This is a genomic window from Pseudomonas sp. NPDC090203 (assembly GCF_044746765.1).
Lineage (GTDB): Bacteria > Pseudomonadota > Gammaproteobacteria > Pseudomonadales > Pseudomonadaceae > Aquipseudomonas > Aquipseudomonas putida_AD.
This window is the reverse complement of the sequence record NZ_JBIVCV010000002.1, coordinates 552,392-574,188: the sequence shown is the minus strand read 5'-3', so window position 1 is coordinate 574,188 and position 21,797 is coordinate 552,392. Positions and strand designations below refer to the sequence as shown.

Genomic DNA, 21,797 nt, shown 5'->3' with positions numbered 1-21,797 from the left:
AAAGCTCACTGGTTGAATTGAACGCGGGATTTTACCACAGCATGGCGCGGCGCCCTTGCCCATACCAGAACGCAGGCCAGGCCGATCGGCAACCAGCTGATGAACCATTCGGCCCGGGGCGACCCGGTCAGGCTGGCGGCGTCGAACTGCATGGCCAGGGTCGAGAACACCCAGACACCGACCAGGCAGCGGCCCAGATCGGTATCCCGCGCTCGCCACGACTCCCACAGCACCGTCAGCCAGATGCCCGCCCACAACAGCATCCCTGGCAGCCCCAGCTCGATGGCGGTGTGGGTGAACAGGTTGTGGGAGTGGTCGAACTTCAGGCCCTCAGCCACGAAAACGTTGTACGGACTTCCGAGCCCCAGGCCGCCCCATGGATGCAGGCTGATCATCTTGATGGCCGCAGCGAAAATCTCGGGACGGAAGGAAGAACCGCGCGCCATCATCAACGCTTCCATCAGCCAGAAACCTGCCAGCGCCGCGATGATGAAACCGGCTGAAATCATCAGAGCGCGCCGGTCGCGCCACCAGACCGGCAGCAGCACCATCGTCAGCACCAGCGCCAGAACCGCTCCACGGCTCTGGGACATCACCACGAACGCCGCCGAAAACAGCAACCCCGCCGCCCACGCCACCTGCATCAGTCGCCCGCGTGGCGGCAAGAGCAGCGTCCAGACCGCCACGACGCCAATGACATAGGCGCCGAGAATCGGATGACTCAGCTCGCCGAGTCCTTCGGCCCGGGCAAACCAGGGGTTGTGACGAATCACGAAGAACTGGATCAGCGACACCAACGCTGCCAGCGCCATGCCAGCACCGCTCCACTGCAGCAAGCGAATTATCCGCTCTGGGCAACTCGCGGCCAGAATCGGAAAAAACAGGATAAAGACGGCGATGTACAACGTACGCTTGAACTCGCGGCTCAGATCATCGGCCTGGCTCCAGGACAGACTGATCGTCGCCCACGCCATCAAGAGCAGTAATAGCACGCACATGACACGCTGCCCGCGCCAGTATTCCCCGATCAGTGTGCGGGCAGGCCAGGCCAGCACCAGGGTCGGCAACCATACCAGTGCCACCAGCCCTTGCTGGTAGATCTTGTTGGCAGGAGCAAATGCAATAGCCAGTACAAACCAGAGAAAACCGAACGACAACAAGGCCTGGAGCCAGCGATTTGAATGCATCTTTTCTCCTTAAAATTTTTCGACCAGCCAGACCCGGCAATGGTTAAAACGCTCACTTTTGGGCATCATGGCCCGTCAATCCGCTCGCAATTTCCACAAGGCTGTCTACTGATGCAATGCTCTCGGCTCTCTGAAGCCGCCTTAAATCAACTGATAATCGGCGCCCAAGTACTGGAAGCCGACAGCTATGGCGCGAAAGTGTACAGGTTGCAGGACGGCAATATCCTTAAACTCTTCAGACGCAAGCGCTGGTTTTCGTCCGCCCTGCTGCGCCCCTACTCCAAGCGCTTCATCGATAACGCCAGCCAGCTGGAAAAACTGGGCGTACCGACGCTGAAAGTGGTCAGCTATCACACCCTGGATCAGGCAGGGATGACCGCCGTGCTCTACAGCCCGCTGCCGGGCGAAACCCTGCGCCACCTGGCGCAAAAGCCGGGGTTCAGCTGGGCACAGGCGCTCCCCGCGCTGACCGGACTGATCCGCGACCTGCACCGCTCAGGAATATATTTCCGCTCGCTGCATCTGGGCAATATTGTCGTCACACCCGATAACAAGCTGGGCCTGATCGACGTGGCCGACATGCGTTTTTTCAAGGCGCCGCTTTCCGAGAACCTGAAGAAACGCAACCTTCAGCACTTCGCCCGGTACATCGCGCGGGAAAAGCTCGACGACCATTTTCCGTTACAGGATTTGCAGAGCGCCTTGCTGAACGGCTGACCGCACGGTCAGCGCAGAGGAGACAACAACGCTCTGGAGTTCGTGCAGAACTGCTGCCACACCTGCTCCGGGGCCAGCGCACGATACTGTGATGTGGAAATTGCATCGCCCGACTGATCGGCAAATCGATCGATGGCCGCAGCCCAGGCCGAAACGTCGTCAACCGGGATGTAATGGCCGGCCGCCCCCAACTGCTCGCGAAACACTTCAAGATCACTGGCCAGCACTGGTACTCCGGCGATCACCGCCTCCTGCAGTACCAGCCCCAGCCCCTCTTCCCGCGAGGGGATGACCACCCAGTCGAAGCCGCGGTACAACTGCGCGAGGCCGGGTTTGTGCCCGGGCAGGAAGACTTTCCCCTGCAGGTTCAGCTGCCTGATCTTGTGTTCGAGCGCCTTGCGCTCGGGCCCCTCCCCAACGATCACCAGCTTCAGGTCCGGATGGCGTCCAGACGAACGGGAGAAGGCCTCCAGCAGATAGTCGAAACCCTTGTCCGGAACGAGGCGGCCAATAGCCCCGACAATCCGCGAGTCGACATCCGGCAGATCCATCAGGCGGCGAGCCTGTTGTCTCTCATGCAGCTCATGGGAAAACAGCGCGGGATCCAGCGCACTGCGCAGCACCTCGACGGGCAGGCCCAGAGACTGCCTCAAGGACTGGGCAAGCGTCATCGAAACAGCCGCCATCGTCAGTTGCTGCGCAGGAAATTGCTGGTAGAGCGCTTTCTGCTCGTCGCTGAAGCGCGTGGCGCCATGAAAAACCACCACCACCCGAAGCCCGGGCATGTTCTTGAGCACGGGCAACAACACCCGGGACGCGCCAAGGCCGTCGAGCAGCACCACTTCGGCGCGGCTGTCGGACAGGGCCTTGCGCAGGCGCGCGTGCAGGATCGGCATGTAGAGCCGCCAGATGTGGCGCCCCTTCAGTTGCCGCGAGGTGAAACCCCACTCGCGGACCTCACCGGTCGAGCGCGCGGACTCGCTGTGCCTCCCCTTGAGAAACCAGGTCTTGATTTCGGTCGAGGGGTCGAGCTGCGCGACGATCTGTTGGTGAACCTTATGGACTGAAGAAAACGGCGCGCCGCTCGACCACATCACGTTTACGAGGCTCATTTTTCGCCACGTCCCGATGAGTAGGTCGCTACATCCATGCAGACTGAATCAATAAATGGTAAAGCCAATGCGCCCCCCAGGAGAGCAGCTTAATCTTGCGTCACAGACTATCAGCAGCCTGTCATCCCTTGAAATCAGTCAAAATCCTAAAACCGCCCGCACCCGCTCGACCCAGCTCAATGGAGCCCGCTCACGCAACGCTGGTTCGAGCTCGCGCACGATCCGTGCACCGATAGCTGCGAAGCTGAACTGCGACACTGCCAGATCGCGACCATTGACTGCAATACGTGCAGCGCGTGCAGTATCGTTACGAAGTATCGCAAGCTTTTGCCGCAGCTGTGGAATATCGCTGTAGAACACCACGTTCTGCATGTCCTGCAGGCCCAACGCGCGATTTTCCGCATCGCCTTGATCATAGGCAAAGAGCACGCATCCGCATGCCATCGCCTCGAAATTCTTGATCATGTATTCGCCCATGCCGACGTCGGCACTGACGAAGAAGCGAATGCGGTTCAGGGTGTCGCAATATTCCTCACCGGATTTGGTGCGCGTGACCACCAGATTCTCGACCTGGCCCAGTTCATCGAGCAACGCCTTGCGCCCACTGTAGGCAACGCTGTTGGTGCTGCCAACGAACGCAAGCTCGATGTCGCGCTCGCGGCCCTGGTCGCTGAGCAGCGTCTGGTCGTAGCCCTTGGGCACGAAGACCGCGTCGAAACCTTCCTGGCGCAAGCGCTCGCTGACCACGAAGCCCGAGCTCAAGACCCGCACCCACGGCAGCTTGCGATAGTGCGCGCTGAACTTGCCGGTGTATTTGCAGGGGATGTAATTCTGGTAGGCGTCGTGCTCCAGGATCACCAGATTGGGCACGGTGCGAATGAAGCTGGCCTGACGGATCTCCTGCTTGAAGCGCAGGAAGAACACGATGCGGTCGTATTTCGTCACGTCCACGTGTTGGCGGAAATAGCGCCGCAGGTGGCGTTGCTCGTCGGAGCTCAGCCAGCGCAGGTCGCATTCGCAGTTGGCGGCGACCCCTTCATAGAGACGATCCAGAATCGCGCGCTGCTCTTTCTGGACCAGAAATAGAACCTTCATGGGCTTCCTTTTAACACCGGATCTTTGTCAGCCCGGCCGCTCGACTCCAGGGAGTCGAGGGCGATCAGAGCTCTCTGCGCCAGAACAATTCGTGGCGACGCACGGCTTTTCTGAAAAATTCGTTTTCACCTTCCGCAGGCCAGCGTCGGCCCGCAAGGACTTTCTGCAGCCACCTTCGCACGCGACGCTTGAGCGGCGGCGATGGTTGCAGGTCATGCATCATACCCAAGGCCATGGCCTTGTCTCGCTGCTGTTGAACATCGAGTTCGATACTGTAGGGCACCAGCGTCACCGATGCATCGAACACCGGAGGCAGCGCGACACCGCTGTAGGCATTGCCCATGGGCCAGCGGTCATTGTCGTGCAGGTGATTGGCGTAACCCAGGACCGTCTGCGGCTGCCATTCGAGGCCCTGCAACGCCTCGAACACCGCTGCCTGCGAGCAGATGTGGTCCGGGTGCGGGTCGATGGTGGCGTGGGGCATCACCACCACGTCCGGCCTTGCCAGCAGCAACAGGGCGCGCAGGTCGGCGATCAGGTTGTTCCACGTAGGCGCACCGTCGGCGTCACCCGGCAGGGTCATGCTGTTGAATTGGCGAAACAGCCGGGTATCGCTCAGCTCGGCTTCACGAGAGGCGATCGGCTGATCCGGCGCAACCTGCATGGCCGGCAATTGCAGGCAGAAGTAGCCCAGCTGCACACAGCGCGACTCCGGAACGCCCGCCCAGCGCGGCACGGTGATGCTGTCCCAGGCACGCAGGCGGCCCTTGATCCGCGCAGCATCCGCGCGGTTCATGCCCATCTGCTGATAGTGCTCGGCTTCGATTTCGCCGGCGGTCAGCGTGACGATCCAGCTTTCGTCAGCCTGGCTGTACAGGCCGAACGCAGCCAGCTCAGCGTCATCGGCATGGGGTGCGATCACCATCACCCGCTGGCGGCGAGCGTCAGCGTGCTGGAACGACCACAATTGCGGCGTGCCTTGAATCACACAGCGGCGGCCCCGAAGGCGCAACTCCCCGGCGCTCACCTGCGCAGCCAGACCTGTGAGATTGAGATAACGCAGGCCATTCACGCCCCGCTCGAAAGCCTGGCTATCGCTCACGCCGTCGCCTGTCAGCTCGATGGCAGGGTCGAAGAAACGCCCCAGCAGCGTGGCTTTCACGCGCACGGCCAGAACCAGGGTCTGCGATGGATCCTGCGCCAGGGGCTGGTCCAGGCACAGCCGGTCACCTTCAAACCGAACGCCGGGCACCAGGTTGCTCTCGGCGAACCGGTACTGGTAATCGTCAGCCGGCGAGTAGAACAGGTGATCGGAGAACCAGGCTTCGTGGGCAACCCAGCCCAGGATCGCCAGCACCAGCGGCAACCACCAGGCGACCAGAACACCGACCAGCACCAGAATGACCAATGCCAGCAGCAACGCCACCCGCTTGTTGCGGCGGTGGCGCTTGAGCAGCTCCTGTTTGCGGCTCACACCTGAAACACCGGCACGGGGTTGCACCAACGATCCTTGTACTCACGATCGGCGCGACCAAAGGAGAAACGCAGCGTCTTGCCACGGGCCCGGGCATCTTCCCAGGCGCTTTGGGTGTTGAGAAAGCTCAACACGCTGCCGGGGCTGAAGTCGCGGGTTTCGGGGTCAACGCCACCGTTGATGTATTCGATGCTGACCCATTCCGGCGCTTCGACGCGGTAGATCAGTTGAATGGCAATCGGCGCATCGTTGAGGAAGATCACCGAACCGATCAGCAATTCGCGCAGCAGTTCGACCACCTCGGCCATGCGCTCGGCACCCGTGGCCGCGAAGCCCCAGCGGCGCTGGAACAGGTCGCAGTACATGCGCGCGATGTCGGCGCTTGAGAAATCGGTGATTGGCCGCACCACTCCGCCCGCCTCTTCCAGAAGGCGCAGTTCGCGGCGCTGGTTGTAGCGGAATTTCTTCGACAGGTCTTCCGGGGTGCGGGCCATCGCCAACGACTCGGCCTGCGGCTTGAGCTCGGCGAAGCGCCCCTGATTCAACTCCGACAGATAGCGGCTGCGATGGCGCAGCGGTGCCTGGGCATCGACGGCCGCCGGCAGGATCAGCTCGGCATTGCCCAGGTCGAACAGGCCTTTCTTGCCGTGGCTCTTGAGCACGTCCTTGGACAGCGCCAGCGAGCGGCCCCAGGTCGGGATCGCGGCTTTGAGCTCGCCACCCTGTTCAAAACCCAGGTAACGCACGGGGATATCGGCCAATGCCGCCAGACGCTCGACCACCAGCGGGTGAGTCGCGACGCTGCCGCCGAAACGTTGCCAGGCCTGTGCATAAGCAGGCGCGTCGATTTGCGTCCAGCCGCGTTCACGAATGGCTTGAAAACGATTGAACATCAGGACTCCGCAGTCAGGTCGGTGACTTGCGGCAGACGCCAGAACACCTTGCGCACGGCCTCATCGGAGAACCGCTCGCGCAGACGCTCCAGCATCATGTCGGCGCAGGACTGACGCTGTCCGGCATCGAGCCGCGACAGGTGCACCAGGCCCTGGGCCAGATGCTCGGCATCGCCGAGCGGGAACAGGATGCCGACCCCCTCGACCACTTCTTTCGCGCCGCCCGCCGAGGTGGCGATCAGCGGCACGCCGGCGACCATGGCTTCAAGCAGGACCATGCCGAACGGTTCGTGGTCCGAGCTCAGGGCAAAGGCATCGAACGCCTTGAAGTAACGGCTGGCCTCCGGCACCTGGCCCAGCAGCATGACCTGGCGACCGATCGCCAGCTCCATGGCCTGCTCCTTGAGGTCCTGCTCCAGACGCCCCTTGCCCATGATCACCACCAGGCTGTCGGCCGGCAGTTTGGACTGGGCCCGGGCAAAACCGCCGAGCAGCGTGGCCTGGTCCTTGTCCGGATGCAGACGCCCGACGTTTCCGACGATCCAGGCATCCTGCGGCAGCCCCAGCACTTCCCGGGCCTGCTCGCGGGGCAACTGGGTCTTGGCCAGTTGATCGACGTCGATGCGGTTGTACAGCGTCTGGATGCGCCCGGTCGGCCACTTGGGCAGGCACTGGCGCATGTCGTCGCGCACGGCGTCGGACACGCCCAGCAGGCTCAAGCGCTGGCGGAACAGATGGGCAAACAGTTTGCGGCTGCGACGCTGGTAGTCGCCAAAGGCGTGGTGAACGCCGATGACGGGCAAGCGGGTACCGAGCAGCGCGATGTAGATCGGCTTGAAGCGGTGGGCGATGCAGAAGGTGAAGTTGCGCGAAGCGACGATCTTGCGCAGATCGCGGATGGCGCCCAGCTTCAGGCCGCGAATGGCCTTGGAGCTGTACTCCAGGAACAGCACCTCGTCCGAGGCGCAACCGTCCGCCACACCGGCGTCAGCCGCGCCGGTCAGGAATACCGTGGTGACACGGTACCCCTTGCCCGCGAACAGGCTGGCGTATTGACGGGCGCAGTCGAGAAACGGCCCGTCATAGCCGTGGCAGAACTGCAGCACATGACGCTCAGCCGAGCGTGTCATAGGTGTCCGCGCCGTCTTTGACCACCAGGATGTCTTCCATGATCAGGTATTGCAGGTCCGAGCCGAAGAACATGTTCAGCGCGTCGGTCGGCGAGCAGATCATCGGTTCGCCACGACGGTTGAGCGAGGTGTTCAGCGACACGCCGTTGCCGGTCAGGTTTTCCAGCGCTTTCATCATGTCGTAGTAGCGCGGGTTGTATTCGCGCTTGAGCACCTGGGCACGGGAAGTGCCGTCTTCGTGGACGACTTCCGGCACGCGGGTCTTCCACTCTTCAGCCACTTCGAAGGTGAAGGTCATGAACGGCGCCGGGTGATCGATCTTGATCATCTGCGGTGCGACGGTGTCGAGCATCGACGGGCAGAAAGGCCTCCAGCGCTCGCGGAACTTGATCTGATGGTTGATGCGGTCAGCCACGCCAGCCACGCTCGGGCAGCCGATGATCGAACGACCACCCAGTGCGCGCGGACCGAACTCCATGCGGCCCTGGAACCAGGCCACGGGGTTGCCATCGACCATGATCCTGGCGATCTGCTCGGGCATGTTGTCCAGCTTGCGCCACTTCGGCGCGCTCGGGTGACGGGCGCAGGCCGCGATCACGTCTTCGTTGCTGTACGAAGGGCCGAGGTAGACGTGTTCCATCTTCTCGACCGGCACGCCGCGAGCGTGGGAAACATAGGCCGCGGCACCGACTGCGGTGCCGGCGTCACCGGAGGCCGGCTGCACGAACAGCTCCTTGACCTCAGGACGGGCGATGATCTTCTGGTTCAGCTTGACGTTCAGCGCGCAGCCGCCAGCGAAGGCGATCTTGCCGGTTTCCTTGAGGATGTCACCCAGGTAGTGATCCATCATCTGCAAGGCCAGCTTCTCGAACAGCGCCTGCATGCTGGCCGCGTAGTGGATGTACGGCTCGTCGGCGATGTCGCCTTCGCGCTTGGGACCCAGCCACTCGATCAGCTTCGGCGAGAAGTAGAAACCCTTGCCCTTCTCTTTGTAGCGGCGCAGGCCGATGACGTTGGCGTACTCGGTGTTGATGACCAGTTCGCCGTTTTCGAAGCTGGCCAGACGCGAGAAGTCATACTTGCTGGCGTCGCCATACGGCGCCATGCCCATGACCTTGAACTCGCCGTCGAGCATTTCGAAACCCAGGAACTCGGTGATCGCGCCGTACAGGCCACCCAACGAATCCGGATCGTAGAATTCCTTGATCTTGTGGATCTTGCCGTTCTCGCCATAGCCGAAGAACGTGGTGGCGTACTCACCCTTGCCGTCGATGCCCAGGATCGCGGTCTTCTCTTTGAAACCGGAGCAGTGGTAGGCGCTGGAAGCGTGGGCCAGGTGGTGCTCGACCGGCTCGATCTTGATCTTCTTCGGATCGAAGCCCAGTTGCTCCAGGCACCAGACGATCTTGTTACGGTAGCGCTTGTAGCGGCGGTTGCCCATCAGGATCGCGTCCAGCGCACGGTCCGGGGCGTACCAGTAACGCTTGGCATAGTGCCAGCGTGCCTCGCCGAACAGGCTGATCGGGGCGAACGGAATGGCCACTACGTCAACATCGGACGGCTTGATGCCGGCCTGCTCCAGGCAGAACTTCGCCGACTCGTACGGCATGCGGTTCTTTGCGTGCTTGTCGCGCACGAAGCGCTCTTCTTCGGCGGCGGCAACCAGTTTGCCGTCGATGTACAGGGCCGCGGAAGGATCATGGCTAAGGGCGCCGGACAGGCCAAGGATCGTCAATGCCACTAGGGTCTAGCCTCTTAAGTCTGCTGGCAGGCGTCGTGCGCCTGATCAATAAGTGTGCCCGGCACAACGGCGGCGGGCAGCTAAAGGGCGGGATTATAGCGTAATGAAGACCGATATGGCGCTGGGCGAACAAAACCTGCGCCCGCAGCCTGGCAATACATAAGTACCGCACTGACATGACGCGCACGTGATTGATTAGAGGCCAATCACGCGGACCGTTCCGCGCCATACATGCCCATGGCAAATGGGCCCGTCAGGAAGTACCGAACATGCAAACATCTGATCCAGACAACGTCATAACGCTAAGCCCTCCGCAGGATGCCGCAGCCGCGCTGCAATCGCTCAAGCGCTGGCAAACCGAACTGTCCACCGAACTCGCAAATCTGCCAAAGGCGCCCCAGGCGCTGCTCGATGCCTTGAAAGCGAAAGACGCCGGCCAGATCGAAACACAGGTCGAAGCGTTCCTCCAGCAACTCAACGAATTCTGGCTCGCTCCCAGCGCCTTCAACAGCCCGCGGCGCAGGTGGTTCGCCACCTCCCTGGCCCGGAGTTTTCGCGATGAAGTCGCGTTCAAGGCCCATGAACGGGAATTGAGCCGGGACGCCGCGCAGTGCCTGCCCGCTTTGCAAAAGGTCGGGCAGGAACAGCCGCAAGACTCGATAAACAGCCATTCCCTGCACATCAGAGTCAACGACCAGACCCAGGCCGAAATCAAGGGTGCACTGGTCATGAGTGCAGAATCCGGGAAGACCCTGCTGGCACTCCCAGGCAGCGGCCTGATCGAGTTCGCGACCCGAGACGCCATGCTGGAAAAAGTCGTCGCCTGGCTCAACAACCCTGTGCTGCGCTGGGCATTGCTGGTGAATGCCGATCAACGCCATCAGGAAGCCGCCCTGGCGGTGATCGAGGACAGCCAGCTGTTCATTGAGGCCTTCAGCCTGTCAGACGTGCAACTGCAGGCCATCACTGTCGATCCCTATCGTCACGCGCTGGCCCGCCAGGCCAGCAAGCAGCGCAAGGACGTCCGTTACGTGTGCGGCGAAGGGCTGCTCGCCGATGCGGCTCTACATGCCCGCCAGATCGAGAGCGCCGCGGCCATGGACGGGCTGTTCGGCCCCTCGGGCATGCTCGTGCGCTGGCAGCAGGTGCTCGACGAGCGCGAACTGAGCAAGAGCCTGCCGGACTGGATCAAGCTGGCCTCCCTGGATGACCGCAAAGCGTACATGGCCCGCATGGAGCGCTACGACCTGGCGCGACTTGCCCTGTCGGGCGCCCTGAACGGCGCAGGTTCAGCCACTGAGTACGCGCAAGTCACCCTGCGCACTCACCTGGCCAGCGACCTGGGCTACGACCTGGCACCCGAGGCCATCACCGTCAGCACCCACCGCACCCTGCCTGTCACTGGCGAGGACTACGTCGTCAGCAATAACCTGCTGCAACTGGCGCTGCATGGCCTGCATCCCGGCGATGAGCAGCCTGGCTCGGCATTTCTGACGCGAACCACCCTGAGCATCGGCAATGCACCGGCCGATGCCAGCCATCCCGCTCTGACCCCGACCTACATCGCCCGCCTGATCAACCAGCTCAAGCTGCGCGTCAGCTTCGGCCAGTACCAGCGTGCAGCCTACGCGAAGCAAGCCAACCAGACACTGTTGGCCGAGCAGATGCGCCTGCAACTGGGCGAGTCGATCCTCGCTGCAAAACTGCAGGGGCATATCACCCCTGAGGATTTCGAGCACATCGAGCAGTTCACGGCGTCCGCCGGCAAAAGCGCAAGACAGGTGACCGCCGAGCAGATCCGCATCAACGGCACTGACATCATGGGGCGCATGCTGGTGTTCAGGATTGCCGACAGCCAGGGCAATCTCGAACGACTGGTCATGTTCACTTCCCACTCGCCAAAGCAGCAGTTCCATGGCTTCCACAACCAGACACAGTTGCTGCACGAACTGGTCGGCTGGACAGCCAGCCCCGACATGAGTCAGTACCTGCTGCAACAGGCGGCCGCTACCAACCGCCCGGCGCTGGAGGCGACACTTGAATCGCTGCGCAACAAACCCTTCCCCGAAAAGGAATTCCTCGAGCTCGTCCCGCTGGACAGCTACGACGGCGCTTTGCAGGCACAGGTCAATGAACTGATCGGCGTGATGCATTCCAATCAGGAAGCCCACACACCGGACTGGCTGATCACGGCAGACGACGCCCAGCGCCAGGAACTGGTGGCTCTGGAGGATGCGGTCAAAGGCGCAATCGATAACTACGCCGCCAAGCCCCACACCCATGTCGAGGCCTTCGAGGCCTACGTGCACCGGCGCGCCAGCGAGAGCATCAACAGACTGCTTAACACGCCGACAGGCTCAGTGGACCCCGACCAGATCATCATCACCTCGGAACGCGAGACGCTGACCTACACCCAGATGATCCGCGACGGCTACGACGACTCCATCGGCCCGCTCACCCCCACCGCCGACACCGTGGCGACGTTCAGCGGCCCCGAAGGCGTCGATCTCAGCCCCCTGACGCCGGCCATCGTTGCAGGCTCGGTGCGCGGCCGGTGGCTGGCCGACGGCTACATCGAGCACATCAGGAGCACCCTGCTCGATCCCGTCTCTGCCGGCTACCTTTATCGCCGCCAGGCCAGCACCCTGATTACCCAGTTGCAGATGAAGGCCGCAGCGCTGCGCAGCGTTCTCAAAGGGCACATCGATGCAACCCACTACCAATGGCTGCTGCCGTCGCTGCAAAACCTGCACGACGATGAACCGTCCACCCGCGAAAGCCATCCGGTCTACCCGCTGCAGATTCATATCGACAAGCCGTTCATCGCCTCACGTACGCACCTGTTCGAGCATCTGGTGATCCCGGACACCGACCTGAGCTACGTAGAGACTGTGCAAGGTTGCTTCGCCCTGCTGCCGACCAGCATCAACCTGGCGGCCCTGCTCTACACCCCGCAAGCGCCTGACGGGCACGAATTCCGGCTGTTCAGCAGCTTCGAGCAGTCCCTCGCCCAGCCGGGGATGATCGATTACTACAAGGACCGCTGCCGGGTCGACGCGCGCCGCATCCTGTCGTTCTTCCTCAATGACATGAAACAAGGCAACGCCACCAAGGCTCCGCTGCTCAAGGACGCGATTCCGGAGTTTGCCCGGGCGTGCTTCGACCGCCCCCTTGAGCGCAAGCTGCGTGATGTGGCCGACACCACCACCGGCCGCAGCGACATGCTCGAACGCCTGATCTGGAACAGCATCGATGTCATCGCCACTGTCCTGACCCTGCCCTTTCCGCCTGCCAGCTTCGCGGTCGGCATTGCCCTGTCCCTGCGCGACAGCCTGCGTGCACTCAAGGCGCTGACGGGGTCGAATCCCGAAGAGGCCGGCATGCACGTCATCGCTTCGGTCTTAAACAGCGTGGGTGCCATGGGCGACCTTGCCAGCGGCTTGAAAGGCTTTGGTGGCGTCATGCGCAAACTGTCGAGCGAGCCCTCTGCGGCGCCCCTGCCCGTCACGCTGCAACGCGCTTCGAGCCTGCCGACCTATGACGAACTGTTCCCGGTCCAGCTTCAGGATGAAGTGGCGTACGTCACCCGGCCCAACGTCAATCGCCACGTCGAGGTCTACAAACCATTAGGTTCCGGTTCCGACGAGGCCTATGCCACCCGGCACTACGCGGTTATGGATAACAACGGCGCATGGCACCCTCTGGGCCAGGCCCCCGCTATGCCACGCCCCCAGGGGCCGAGGGGGATCAACGCTGACCGTGTAGTGGACATCTCGCTGGAAGGTTTGCCTCGGATCACCGAAGGCCACGCCCGAGGTGTCAGCCTGGGGATCAATGGCAAGTCCTACATCGAGCTGGACGGCCTGGTTTATCAAGTCAACTACGACACTCATCTGCGCAGCTGGTACATCGTCGACCCTGCCAACCCCTATGCCTTTTTCGGTCGCCAGCCGGTGAGCCTGAACGACCAAGGCGGGTGGCATTTGCGCCAGGCCCCGGCGCTGCGCGGTGGCGTCAACGGCAGGCATGGCACCTATCGCGCATTGGCCCAGGACAGCGCTGGCGATCAGGCAGCCGGCGTCAGTCGGGTCGAGTATGAAATGCCGGCCGACGTCCGGCGTGATCTTGATGTGATCCTGAAAACAGTCGAGGACGATCCGCTGGGGTTGGGACTGGGTGAGTTTTTCGCGATCTATTACGGAGAAATGCGCCAGGTCTACGCCAGACTCAAAGGCAATCTCTACCGCGATGCCCAGGCGTTTTTCTCAACACCCCCCGTGCTGGCGCCACGGCCAACGCTGCCTGCCGTCGAACCGTCGACCTCCGTGGGTAGCCTTCTGGAAAACCTGTTTACCCACAGCAACGGCCTGGTGCTCAGTGAGGGGCCCAAGTCCGTTGCCAGCAAACGCCTGCTGATCAGCCACATGCAGACACTGGTGGAGCAACGCGTGGAGGTTATCTACCTGCCGCATCTGTTCACTGACAAACATGTGAAAAAGCTGGCCAAATACCGCGCAAAGGGCAGCAAATTCCGCTCCGGATCCCATGAGCTCAGGAATCACCTGGCCTCCATCAACGATGGAGCGCTGGACAACCTCAGCCAGGAATTCGACTACTACCACCTCATCAAACAGGCGCACCGTCACAACATCGAGATCCGCCCGCTGAGCGCTTCGACGAGCTACCCGGTGGACGCACTGCCTCTCGCTGCCGCCGCCGATGACAGCACTGCGACGCAGAAGATGAGCAACTATTACGCTCACAGGGTCATCAGCGATGATGTCGCCAGCAATCCCGATCGGCGCTGGGTCGCGCTGCTCGAGCACAAGTTTGCCAACACCCGGGATAACGTGCCGGGCGTGGCAGAACTGGAAGGCGCAATCAGCGTCCACATCGCCGACCTGCCTGCCGACAGCGCGACGCTTATCCGCCGTGAAGCCGACCGGGCCCTGCCCGATGGCGGATTGATACGCAGTGACTACACCATAGGTTACGCCCGGTCAGTATCGGCCGAAGCGCCGCAATCCACCCTCGTGCAGGTGGAACACGCCGTGCAAGACACCCGCATCACCGACGGTGGCATGCGCTGGGACGGTATGTCAGGCTGGCAGCGCATCGCGCCTCAGGAGTGGGTACCCGTGGGTCCGCAAACGCCACTGCAACTGTCGCTGGCCGACGCTGCGTACGAAATGCCGGTGACCTCCAGGGACACACTTTACGAGCTCACGCTCTACAACCGCCGCGGTATGGACACCCGCTACATGTCTACCGATGAGCGCCTGCGCATCGTCGAGGACCAGTTCGCCACCTTGCGCGACAAACTTCGCGAAGACGCCGGGCAGGTCCTGACCGTCGAGCTGGCACCTCGCCCGACGATGCCAGTCATCGAGCCGCAGATCAGCACGCCGACCTTCATCGAGCGCCTGTATCAGCAAACCGACGGCATGGTCATCGGCGAGTACCACAGTTCCATCGGCAGCAAGAAACTCATCATCGACAACATGCCGCTGCTGGCTGAGCAGAAAGTCCAGACGCTGTATCTGGAGCACGTGCTCACCGACCTGCACCAACTGGATCTCGACCGTTTCGCCGAGACCGGCGTGATGAACAAGCACCTGCTGCTAACCCTGCAAAAACTCGACACCGGCCATATGACCGATCCGGCCAAGGTGTATACCTTCGAGAGGCTGGTGGTGAAGGCCCGCGAGCACGGTATCGAGGTGCGCGCCATCGATTGCGCGGCCAGCTACCATCTCAAGGGGATGCGCAACGCGACAACGACCGCTCGCCAGGAAATGTTCAGCTACTTCGCCTCACGCACCATCCGCAAGCACCAGGCAACGGTAGGGACGCACAAATGGGTAGCGCTGGTGGGTAACAGCCACAGCAATACGTTCGCCGACACCGTGCCGGGTCTGGCCGAACTGGAGGCTGCAATTGGCGTGCGGGTCAACGATGTGCCCCTCGGTTCACCTTCTGGTGTTTCCGTGGACGCCGGCGAGAACGTCGGAATTCACCTGAGCCTTCAGGAGCAGTTCATCAAGGGGGATTTCGAAGTGCGAGTCGAAGTGATTGAAACGCCCATTCCCGCACCGGTGGACGCATTCGTCAGGGCGCAGAGCAAACTGCCGCTGCCTGGCATGTTCATGCTGGACCGTCAGGGCGATGTGCAGCTCATCGTTCACCGCTCACGGGATCTGGCGATTCATACCACGCCAGTGAAGATTGACGACGCTGGCAAGCTCTTCCTGGACCGCCCGACCTGGACAGCCGTGCATATGCAACCCTATGACGACATCGACGCACTGGTGCAGGCCCTGCAAGGCATGAACCTGACCCTCATCAAGTAACCCACCAGGGTGGCGACCCTCACGGGCGGCCACCCACCCCTCAAGGAGCCTTGGGCAGGCGCTGTTCCAGCAATTGGTGCAGCGCGCTGTCCGCCGGCCAGTTGCGCATGAAGCGTGCGCGATCCCTGGCGAAGGCCGCAGCGAAAGTGCTTTGGGAGCCGTGCTGACACATCGCATCCAGATCGATCAGCGCCCAGCGGTCCTGATGCCAGAACACGTTATGCCCCTTCAGATCGCCATGGCTGATTCGCTCGCGCAGCAATCTCGCGAACAGCTCGTCGAGCGCCTGCAACTCGCTTTCCGGTGCATCGCCCTGTGCGACATAGGGCGCGAAGCGCTCGATGATGTCCGGCCCCGGCAGGTACTCGGTGACCAGGTACGCCTTGCGCCGCAACCAGAAGAATCGCTGTTCCAGCAACGCAAGCGGCCTGGGCGTGGCGATACCGAGAAACATCAGGCGGTTGCCTTCGCGCCAGGAGTGCCAGGCACGGCTGGGGCGCCAGAAACGCTTGAGCCAGTGAGCGAAATTCTTGATGTTGTAGCGTTTGATGACCAGTTCACGCCCGGCCACGTCGGCCTTGGCGACGCTGGCGGCACCGCCGGTCTTGTACAGGTGGCCGCCGTCGATCAGCGCATCGGCCTGGTCGAGCACCGGCAGCATCGCGGGCTCTTCCTCACGGCGAATGGCGCGCAGGGCGAACGGGCCATCGGCCACGCTGAACAGGCTGCAGTCGCGGCCAACCTTGGTCAGGAAATCCTTCAGGCGCCAGCTGCTGACCTTGTCGATCTGCTTTTGCAGGGCCTCGACCGGCAGCGCATGCTCGCCGTTGCCCAGCAGGTAATAGACCAGCAGTTCTTCGGTGAAGGGCTCAAGTGACTTGGGCAACTGAGCGAAAAACACGCCGAGGTTTTCCAGCACCTTCTGCCGGGACAGCGGCTTGCCTGCCGCTTCAGCCCGGATGCCGGCGCCGTCGATCAGGTACAGCTTGCCGTCATGGCGCAGCAGGTTGTCCAGGTGCAGGTCTTCCTGCCACAGGCCCTTGGCGTGCATCTGCGCAACGGCGCCCAATGCCTCGCCAATCACCGCCTGTTGCTCGTCAGCCAGGGGCGGCAACGATTCGACGGACTTCCAGGCATCGCCCAGGCTTTGCGCCTGATCGAGAAACTCGAACAGTAGCCAGCCACCTTCGCCTTCCTGCAACCCTTCGGCCAGCAGCAGTGGCGTGGTCAGGCCTTGCTCGGCCAACAACTGCACACCGGCGCGCTCACGCTGAAAATGCCGGGACGCCTTGCTGCCCACCAGCAGTTTGGCCAGCACCGGGCGACCACGCCAGACACCGGCGCCCACGTAACGCTGCCCCGGCAGTACACGCAGCAAGCTGAGCAGTTGCAACTGCGCAGGACCCGCCGCATCGGCCAGTTCGATGCTCAACGGCAGCGCTGGCGTACGACCGGCGTTTTTCAGTTCAGACAAACGCATCGGCGTCCTCTTCGATCAAACATGAAAGTGACTACGGGCCATTCACAATTTACCCCGTAGCAGCACGGCTTGCCGGCGGGGGCGGCCGCAAGATCGCTCCCGCCGGCAAGCCGTGCTGCTACGGATCGGCGGCGTCAGTCTATCGGCCGCTGCGTTTATGGCTGCCGCGCCTTGCCAGACGCTGCCACCAGGAATCCACCAGCCCGCTGTCACTCGGCGCATGCAGATAAGCGGCGAGCAGTTCGCGGATTTCGGCTTCGTTCCACATCGGCGCCCGGCGCAGCAGCGGCTCGATGTCCTTGACCCGGTCACGCTGGCCGAAGATCGACTTGCGGGTTTTCTCAAGGTCGATCAGTTGCGCCAGGTATGCACCGCCGCGGGCCTTGAGAAAAATGTGCTTGGGATAGAAACAGCCATGCACCTGCCCGGCCTTGTGCAGCGTGCGCGCCAGTTGGCCGCAGGCCTGGAGGATCGCCAGGCGCTGGGTCGCGGACAGTTCGGCCCACTGCGTCAGCAGCGCATCCAGGTCGGTCCAGCCGTCCAGGGCGCGGGTCATCAGGATCGCGCGGCGCTCGCCGTTGACCTTTTTCTCGCCGTAGAACACCGCATGCAGCGCCGGAATACCGAGCTTCTGGTACAGGCTGATATTGCGAAATTCGCGGGAGAACGACGGCTCGCCGAACGGATGATGCAGCGTGTGGGTCAGGTAGTTGCTCTGGCGCTTGAGGTAATACCCCGAGCCCTCGAGCTCCAGACGAAACACGCTGCTCCAGCCGCCACGGCCGGTGTTGGGCTCATCGACGGCATCGAGCTCGACGTCCCACAGTGAATCGAAATCCGCCAGGCCATGGCGCTCCAGCAGCGCACGGTCGGCGTCGGCAATGAACAGGCTCATTCGCGCCCCTCGAAAAAGCTGACGATATGACGAATGCGCTTCTTGTCCGAGTCATTCAGGCGCTCGCGCCCGCGGTATTGCAGATAGAAACGCAGGCGCTGGGTGGCGGACAGGTGATATTTGGCCACCTTGTCCAGACACGCCAGGTCCTTGGTGATCCGGTAGCGCAGCATGAAGCTGACCCAGAAAGCCCCGTTGGGGCAGTCGATCAGGAACACCGTGGACTGATCGTCCACCAGCAGGTTGCGCCACTTCAGATCGTTATGGGTGAAGTGATTGTCGTGCATGGTGCGCGTGTAACGAGCCACCTGCTGACTGATGCGGTTGACCCACGAACGGTCCTTGAGACGCTCATCGTGATGCCGGGCAATTTCCGACAAATCCTCGGTGCGTGGCAATTCACGGGTAATCAAAGCCCCGCGATCATAGGACGCGCCATTGCGCTCCAGCCCCCAGGCCACCACTTCGGCAGTGGGAATGCCCCACTTGGCGAAGCGCTTGAGGTTCTGCCACTCGGACTTGACCCGAGGGCGCCCCAGATAGCGGCGCAGGCCCTTGCCCGCCGCGACGTAGCGCTTGACGTAGTAATTCACGCCACCGCGCTCGACGCGAATCACCTCGGACAGCGGGTCACGGGTCAGGCGCTCGCCCTGCAAGGCAAACACCGCATCCAGCGAGCCGAAGTCCTCGGCGAGCCCGGCGTATTCAGGTTCAAGGTTCCAACCCGCCATCAGAGCGCGTCCCCGTAGCGGAGTTTGCGCTGATACAGCTTCTCGGCCTTGGCCTCCAGCCACACCAGCAGCGCCGACTCCTCGGCGAGGATCTTGCGCAGCGGCTGCTGGAAGTAGCCCTTGAGAAAACGCAGCTTGTCGCGGCGGGTCAGGCCGATGTCCAGCGCCGAGAAATACAGCGCGGCCAGGTCCTTGTTGCGCCAGCGCATGGTGATCGCCGGGCGGGTCTGGGCACGGTGCAGGTCGATCACAGACAGCTTGAAGCTGCCAGGGGTGACCGGCGTGTCGGTGTGCAGCAGAAAGTGGCACAGGTAGCAGTCGCGGTGGTTGACCCCGGCGCGGTGCATCATGCCGACCAGGCGCGCCACTTCGGCAATATAGGCCCGCTTCATGCGCGGCTCGGGCGGCTCTTTGACCCAATTGATGCTGACGTCTTCCATGCTGACAGTGGGCGCCAGCTCTTCGGTGACGATGAACGAATGCTGCGCCGCCGGGTTGCTGCCACGCTCGCCGTAGGCCACGGAGGTCATGGTCGGCACGCCGACTTCGGTGAGGCGGTTGATCGCTTCGAATTCCTTGCCCGCACCCAGCACCGGCAGCTTGGCCGTCAGCAGGTTCTTGGCGACTTCGCCCCAGCCGATGCCGCGATGGATCTTGACGAAATAGCCACGCCCGTCGATTTCGGTACGCAGGGTGCGGCGGTTTTCCAGCTCGCGATAAACCTCGCCCTGCAACTGCTCCACGGCTTCGAACGCATCGCGCCCGGCCCAGAGCGACTTGAAGGGTTCAGCAAGGATCAGTTTCATCCGTTGTGCTCCGCCAGAATCACATCCGCAGCGTGCTGCGGCATGCTGTAAAGATCAGCCGTGTCGGCGAATGCCAGGCCGTTCTGGCCCCAGGCCGTACGCGCGGCATCGTCGGTGAGCATGCGCGCCAGGTACTGGTTGAGCTGGTTCTGTTCGAACGGCTCGTCGAGCACCAGACCGCTGTCGGCTTCGGCGATGTAATGGGCATAGCCGCAGACTGCGCTCACCAGCACCGGCAAACCGGCCACCAGCGCTTCGAGCAGCACGGTACCGGTGTTTTCGTTGTAGGCCGGGTGAATCAGCACATCGGCGCCCAGCAGGAAGCGCGGGATGTCACTGCGCCCCTTCATGAAGGTCACATTGTCACTCAGGCCCAGCGCGGTGCTTTGCAGCTGGAAGACCTTAGGGTCGTCCTGGCCGATGACAAACAGACGAGTGCGCTTGCGCAACGCCTGGGGTAACGCCGCCAGCGCCTTGAGGCTGCGGTCCACGCCCTTGGTCTTGAAGCCCGAGCCGATCTGCACCAGCAGCAGGTCATCGTCGCCCAGCTTGAACTCACGACGGAACTCGGCACGAATCTCGGCGGCATTGGCCGGCGCGCGACGGTCCTGGGAAATCCCCGGCGGCAGCAGATGGAAGCGCGAAAGCGGGGTGTCGTAATGCTTGATGAACAGCGGCTGCTGCACTTCGGAAATCATCAGCACTTCGGTTTTCGCATCCTTGGCGAACACCGCGCGCTCGTAGTCGGCGAAGTGGCGATAACGGCCCCAGTACTTGTACAGGCCGTGACGCAGGTTCTGCGCCTTGTCTTCATAGCAGCCGTCGGCGGCGTAATACACGTCCAGCCCAGGCATCTTGTTGAAGCCGATCAGACGGTCAACCGGGCGCCTGGCCAGGTCGGCGTTCATCCAGTCGGTGAGCTTTTCGTTGCGGCGGTGGTTGAAGATCGCCTTGACCGGCGCCACCAGCACCTCGAAGCCAGGCGGCACGTCACCTTCCCAGATCAGGGTGTAGACGCGGATCGAGTGGCCGCGCTGCTGACACTCCAGGGCGATGCGCATGAAATCGCGCTGCAAGCCGCCGAAGGGAAAGTATTTATAAAGCACGAATGCCAGTTGCATCAGGGATGTTCCTTTGCCGGCAGCAGCGCAACCAGTTCGGTCGCGACGCGCTCGGGAGAAAGGCGAGTGAAGCACAGCGGCCACTCGCGTTCGGTATCGAACCGGCGCTGGTCGGAAGCGTCAGGCCGATAGGTGCATTTCTTTTGCAGGCACGGCGCGCACGCCGGGTAATCGCCTGCCAGGTGAACCTGGGACTTGCCATACGCGCCGCTCAACCCCGGGTTCGTCGGGCCGTAGAGCGACAGGGTCGGCACGTCCATCGCCGCGGCCAGATGGCCAAGCCCGGTGTCCACCGCCACGCAACCCTGGGCACTGGCCAGCACTTTGGCGACGCCGGCCAGGTTCAATTTGGGGAGCACCTGGGCTTTATCAAGGCCCTGGGCGATACGCTCGGCGCGGGCCTTCTCCACCGGGTTGCCCCAGGGCAGGCGCACTTCAAGGCCCTGGGCGATCATGCGCTCGGCCAACTGACGCCAATACAGCTCGGGCCAATGCTTGGTCGCCCAGGTGGTGCCGTGCAGGAACAGCACGAACGGCGCTGCGCGTTCGGCATCCAGCAAACGGCTGCGGTCCAAGCCGTAATCGCCCACGCCCTGGGGCACCTGATAGCCCAGCGCCTGGGCGAATAGCTGGCGGGTGCGCTCAACGGCATGCTGCCCGCGAGCGACTGCATAGGTCCGGTCATAGAACCGCGCGGCCAGTGGCTCGCGGGCGGAATCCTTGTCCAGCCCGGCAATCGGCGCCTTGACGTAGCGGGTCAACCAGGCGCTTTTCAGCAAGCCTTGGGCATCGATCACCAGATCATATCGGGTGTCGCGCAGACGCTGTTTGAACTGGCGCCACTGGCCGTTCTTGAAGGTCTGCCACAGGTTCTTGCGCCAGCGACGGATCGCCACGGGCACCACCCCGGCCACCGCCGGGTGCCAGGTCGGGATCTCGGCAAAGCCCTCTTCCACCACCCAGTCGAACTGGATGCCGGGGATCGCCCGCGCGGCATCGGTCAGGGCAGGCAGGGTATGAATCACGTCACCCAGCGACGAGGTCTTGATCAGCAGTACCCGCAAG

The 21,797-nt window shown here is 62.5% G+C and carries 15 protein-coding genes; 2 read left to right on the top strand and 13 right to left on the bottom strand.

Annotation, left to right across the window (positions count from 1 at the left end):
- Positions 1–5: 5 nt before the first annotated feature.
- Entirely contained in the window at positions 6–1,187 is a 1,182-nt protein-coding gene (locus tag ACIPO9_RS05350; protein WP_400779205.1) for an O-antigen ligase family protein, read from the bottom strand.
- 111 nt (positions 1,188–1,298) lie between these two features.
- Here ACIPO9_RS05350 and ACIPO9_RS05345 point away from each other — a divergent pair, with 111 nt between their 5' ends.
- Positions 1,299–1,904 (top strand): lipopolysaccharide kinase InaA family protein, encoded by a 606-nt coding sequence (locus ACIPO9_RS05345; RefSeq protein WP_400779245.1) that lies wholly within the window; start codon positions 1,299–1,301, stop codon positions 1,902–1,904.
- 8 nt (positions 1,905–1,912) lie between these two features.
- On the opposite strand, the gene ACIPO9_RS05340 is transcribed toward ACIPO9_RS05345, so the two are convergent.
- From ACIPO9_RS05340 to ACIPO9_RS05315, 6 genes are all read right to left on the bottom strand, one after another.
- Entirely contained in the window at positions 1,913–3,016 is a 1,104-nt protein-coding gene (locus ACIPO9_RS05340; protein WP_400779203.1) for a glycosyltransferase, read from the bottom strand.
- A gap of 138 nt (positions 3,017–3,154) precedes the next feature.
- Complete coding sequence (locus ACIPO9_RS05335) at positions 3,155–4,111, bottom strand: glycosyltransferase (protein WP_274131723.1); 957 nt, start codon at positions 4,109–4,111, stop codon at positions 3,155–3,157.
- A 64-nt stretch (positions 4,112–4,175) separates the two neighbouring features.
- The gene (locus tag ACIPO9_RS05330; RefSeq protein ID WP_400779201.1) at positions 4,176–5,585 is read right to left on the bottom strand and encodes a PIG-L deacetylase family protein; all 1,410 of its coding nucleotides are present in this window, start codon (positions 5,583–5,585) and stop codon (positions 4,176–4,178) included.
- Entirely contained in the window at positions 5,582–6,478 is an 897-nt protein-coding gene (locus ACIPO9_RS05325) for an antimicrobial resistance protein Mig-14 (RefSeq protein ID WP_400779199.1), read from the bottom strand. Before ACIPO9_RS05325 ends, ACIPO9_RS05330 begins: the two co-directional genes overlap by 4 nt.
- Complete coding sequence (locus ACIPO9_RS05320) at positions 6,478–7,608, bottom strand: glycosyltransferase (RefSeq protein ID WP_274131726.1); 1,131 nt, start codon at positions 7,606–7,608, stop codon at positions 6,478–6,480. Before ACIPO9_RS05320 ends, ACIPO9_RS05325 begins: the two co-directional genes overlap by 1 nt.
- Complete coding sequence (locus ACIPO9_RS05315) at positions 7,592–9,349, bottom strand: carbamoyltransferase (protein ID WP_274131727.1); 1,758 nt, start codon at positions 9,347–9,349, stop codon at positions 7,592–7,594. Before ACIPO9_RS05315 ends, ACIPO9_RS05320 begins: the two co-directional genes overlap by 17 nt.
- A 269-nt stretch (positions 9,350–9,618) precedes the next feature.
- On the opposite strand from ACIPO9_RS05315, the gene ACIPO9_RS05310 reads away from it, so the two are divergent.
- Positions 9,619–15,699, top strand: a complete 6,081-nt coding sequence (locus ACIPO9_RS05310; RefSeq protein WP_400779197.1) for a dermonecrotic toxin domain-containing protein — start codon at positions 9,619–9,621, stop codon at positions 15,697–15,699.
- Between the two features lie 40 nt (positions 15,700–15,739).
- Here the strand turns inward: ACIPO9_RS05310 and ACIPO9_RS05305 are convergent, their stop codons facing one another.
- The 6 genes from ACIPO9_RS05305 to waaC form a co-directional block, all read right to left on the bottom strand.
- The gene (locus tag ACIPO9_RS05305; RefSeq protein WP_400779196.1) at positions 15,740–17,179 is read right to left on the bottom strand and encodes a lipopolysaccharide kinase InaA family protein; all 1,440 of its coding nucleotides are present in this window, start codon (positions 17,177–17,179) and stop codon (positions 15,740–15,742) included.
- A gap of 139 nt (positions 17,180–17,318) precedes the next feature.
- Positions 17,319–18,074, bottom strand: a complete 756-nt coding sequence (locus ACIPO9_RS05300; protein WP_274131731.1) for a lipopolysaccharide kinase InaA family protein — start codon at positions 18,072–18,074, stop codon at positions 17,319–17,321.
- Positions 18,071–18,805, bottom strand: coding sequence for a lipopolysaccharide kinase InaA family protein (locus ACIPO9_RS05295; RefSeq protein ID WP_400779194.1), 735 nt, complete (start codon positions 18,803–18,805; stop codon positions 18,071–18,073). Before ACIPO9_RS05295 ends, ACIPO9_RS05300 begins: the two co-directional genes overlap by 4 nt.
- Positions 18,805–19,611, bottom strand: coding sequence for a lipopolysaccharide core heptose(I) kinase RfaP (gene rfaP, locus ACIPO9_RS05290; protein ID WP_400779192.1), 807 nt, complete (start codon positions 19,609–19,611; stop codon positions 18,805–18,807). The genes ACIPO9_RS05295 and rfaP overlap by 1 nt, the downstream gene beginning before the upstream one ends.
- On the bottom strand, positions 19,608–20,732 hold the full coding sequence (locus ACIPO9_RS05285; RefSeq protein ID WP_400779190.1) for a glycosyltransferase family 4 protein: 1,125 nt from the start codon (positions 20,730–20,732) through the stop codon (positions 19,608–19,610). The genes rfaP and ACIPO9_RS05285 overlap by 4 nt, the downstream gene beginning before the upstream one ends.
- Positions 20,732–21,796 (bottom strand): lipopolysaccharide heptosyltransferase I, encoded by a 1,065-nt coding sequence (waaC, locus tag ACIPO9_RS05280; protein WP_400779188.1) that lies wholly within the window; start codon positions 21,794–21,796, stop codon positions 20,732–20,734. Before waaC ends, ACIPO9_RS05285 begins: the two co-directional genes overlap by 1 nt.
- Between the last annotated feature and the right edge of the window lies 1 nt (position 21,797).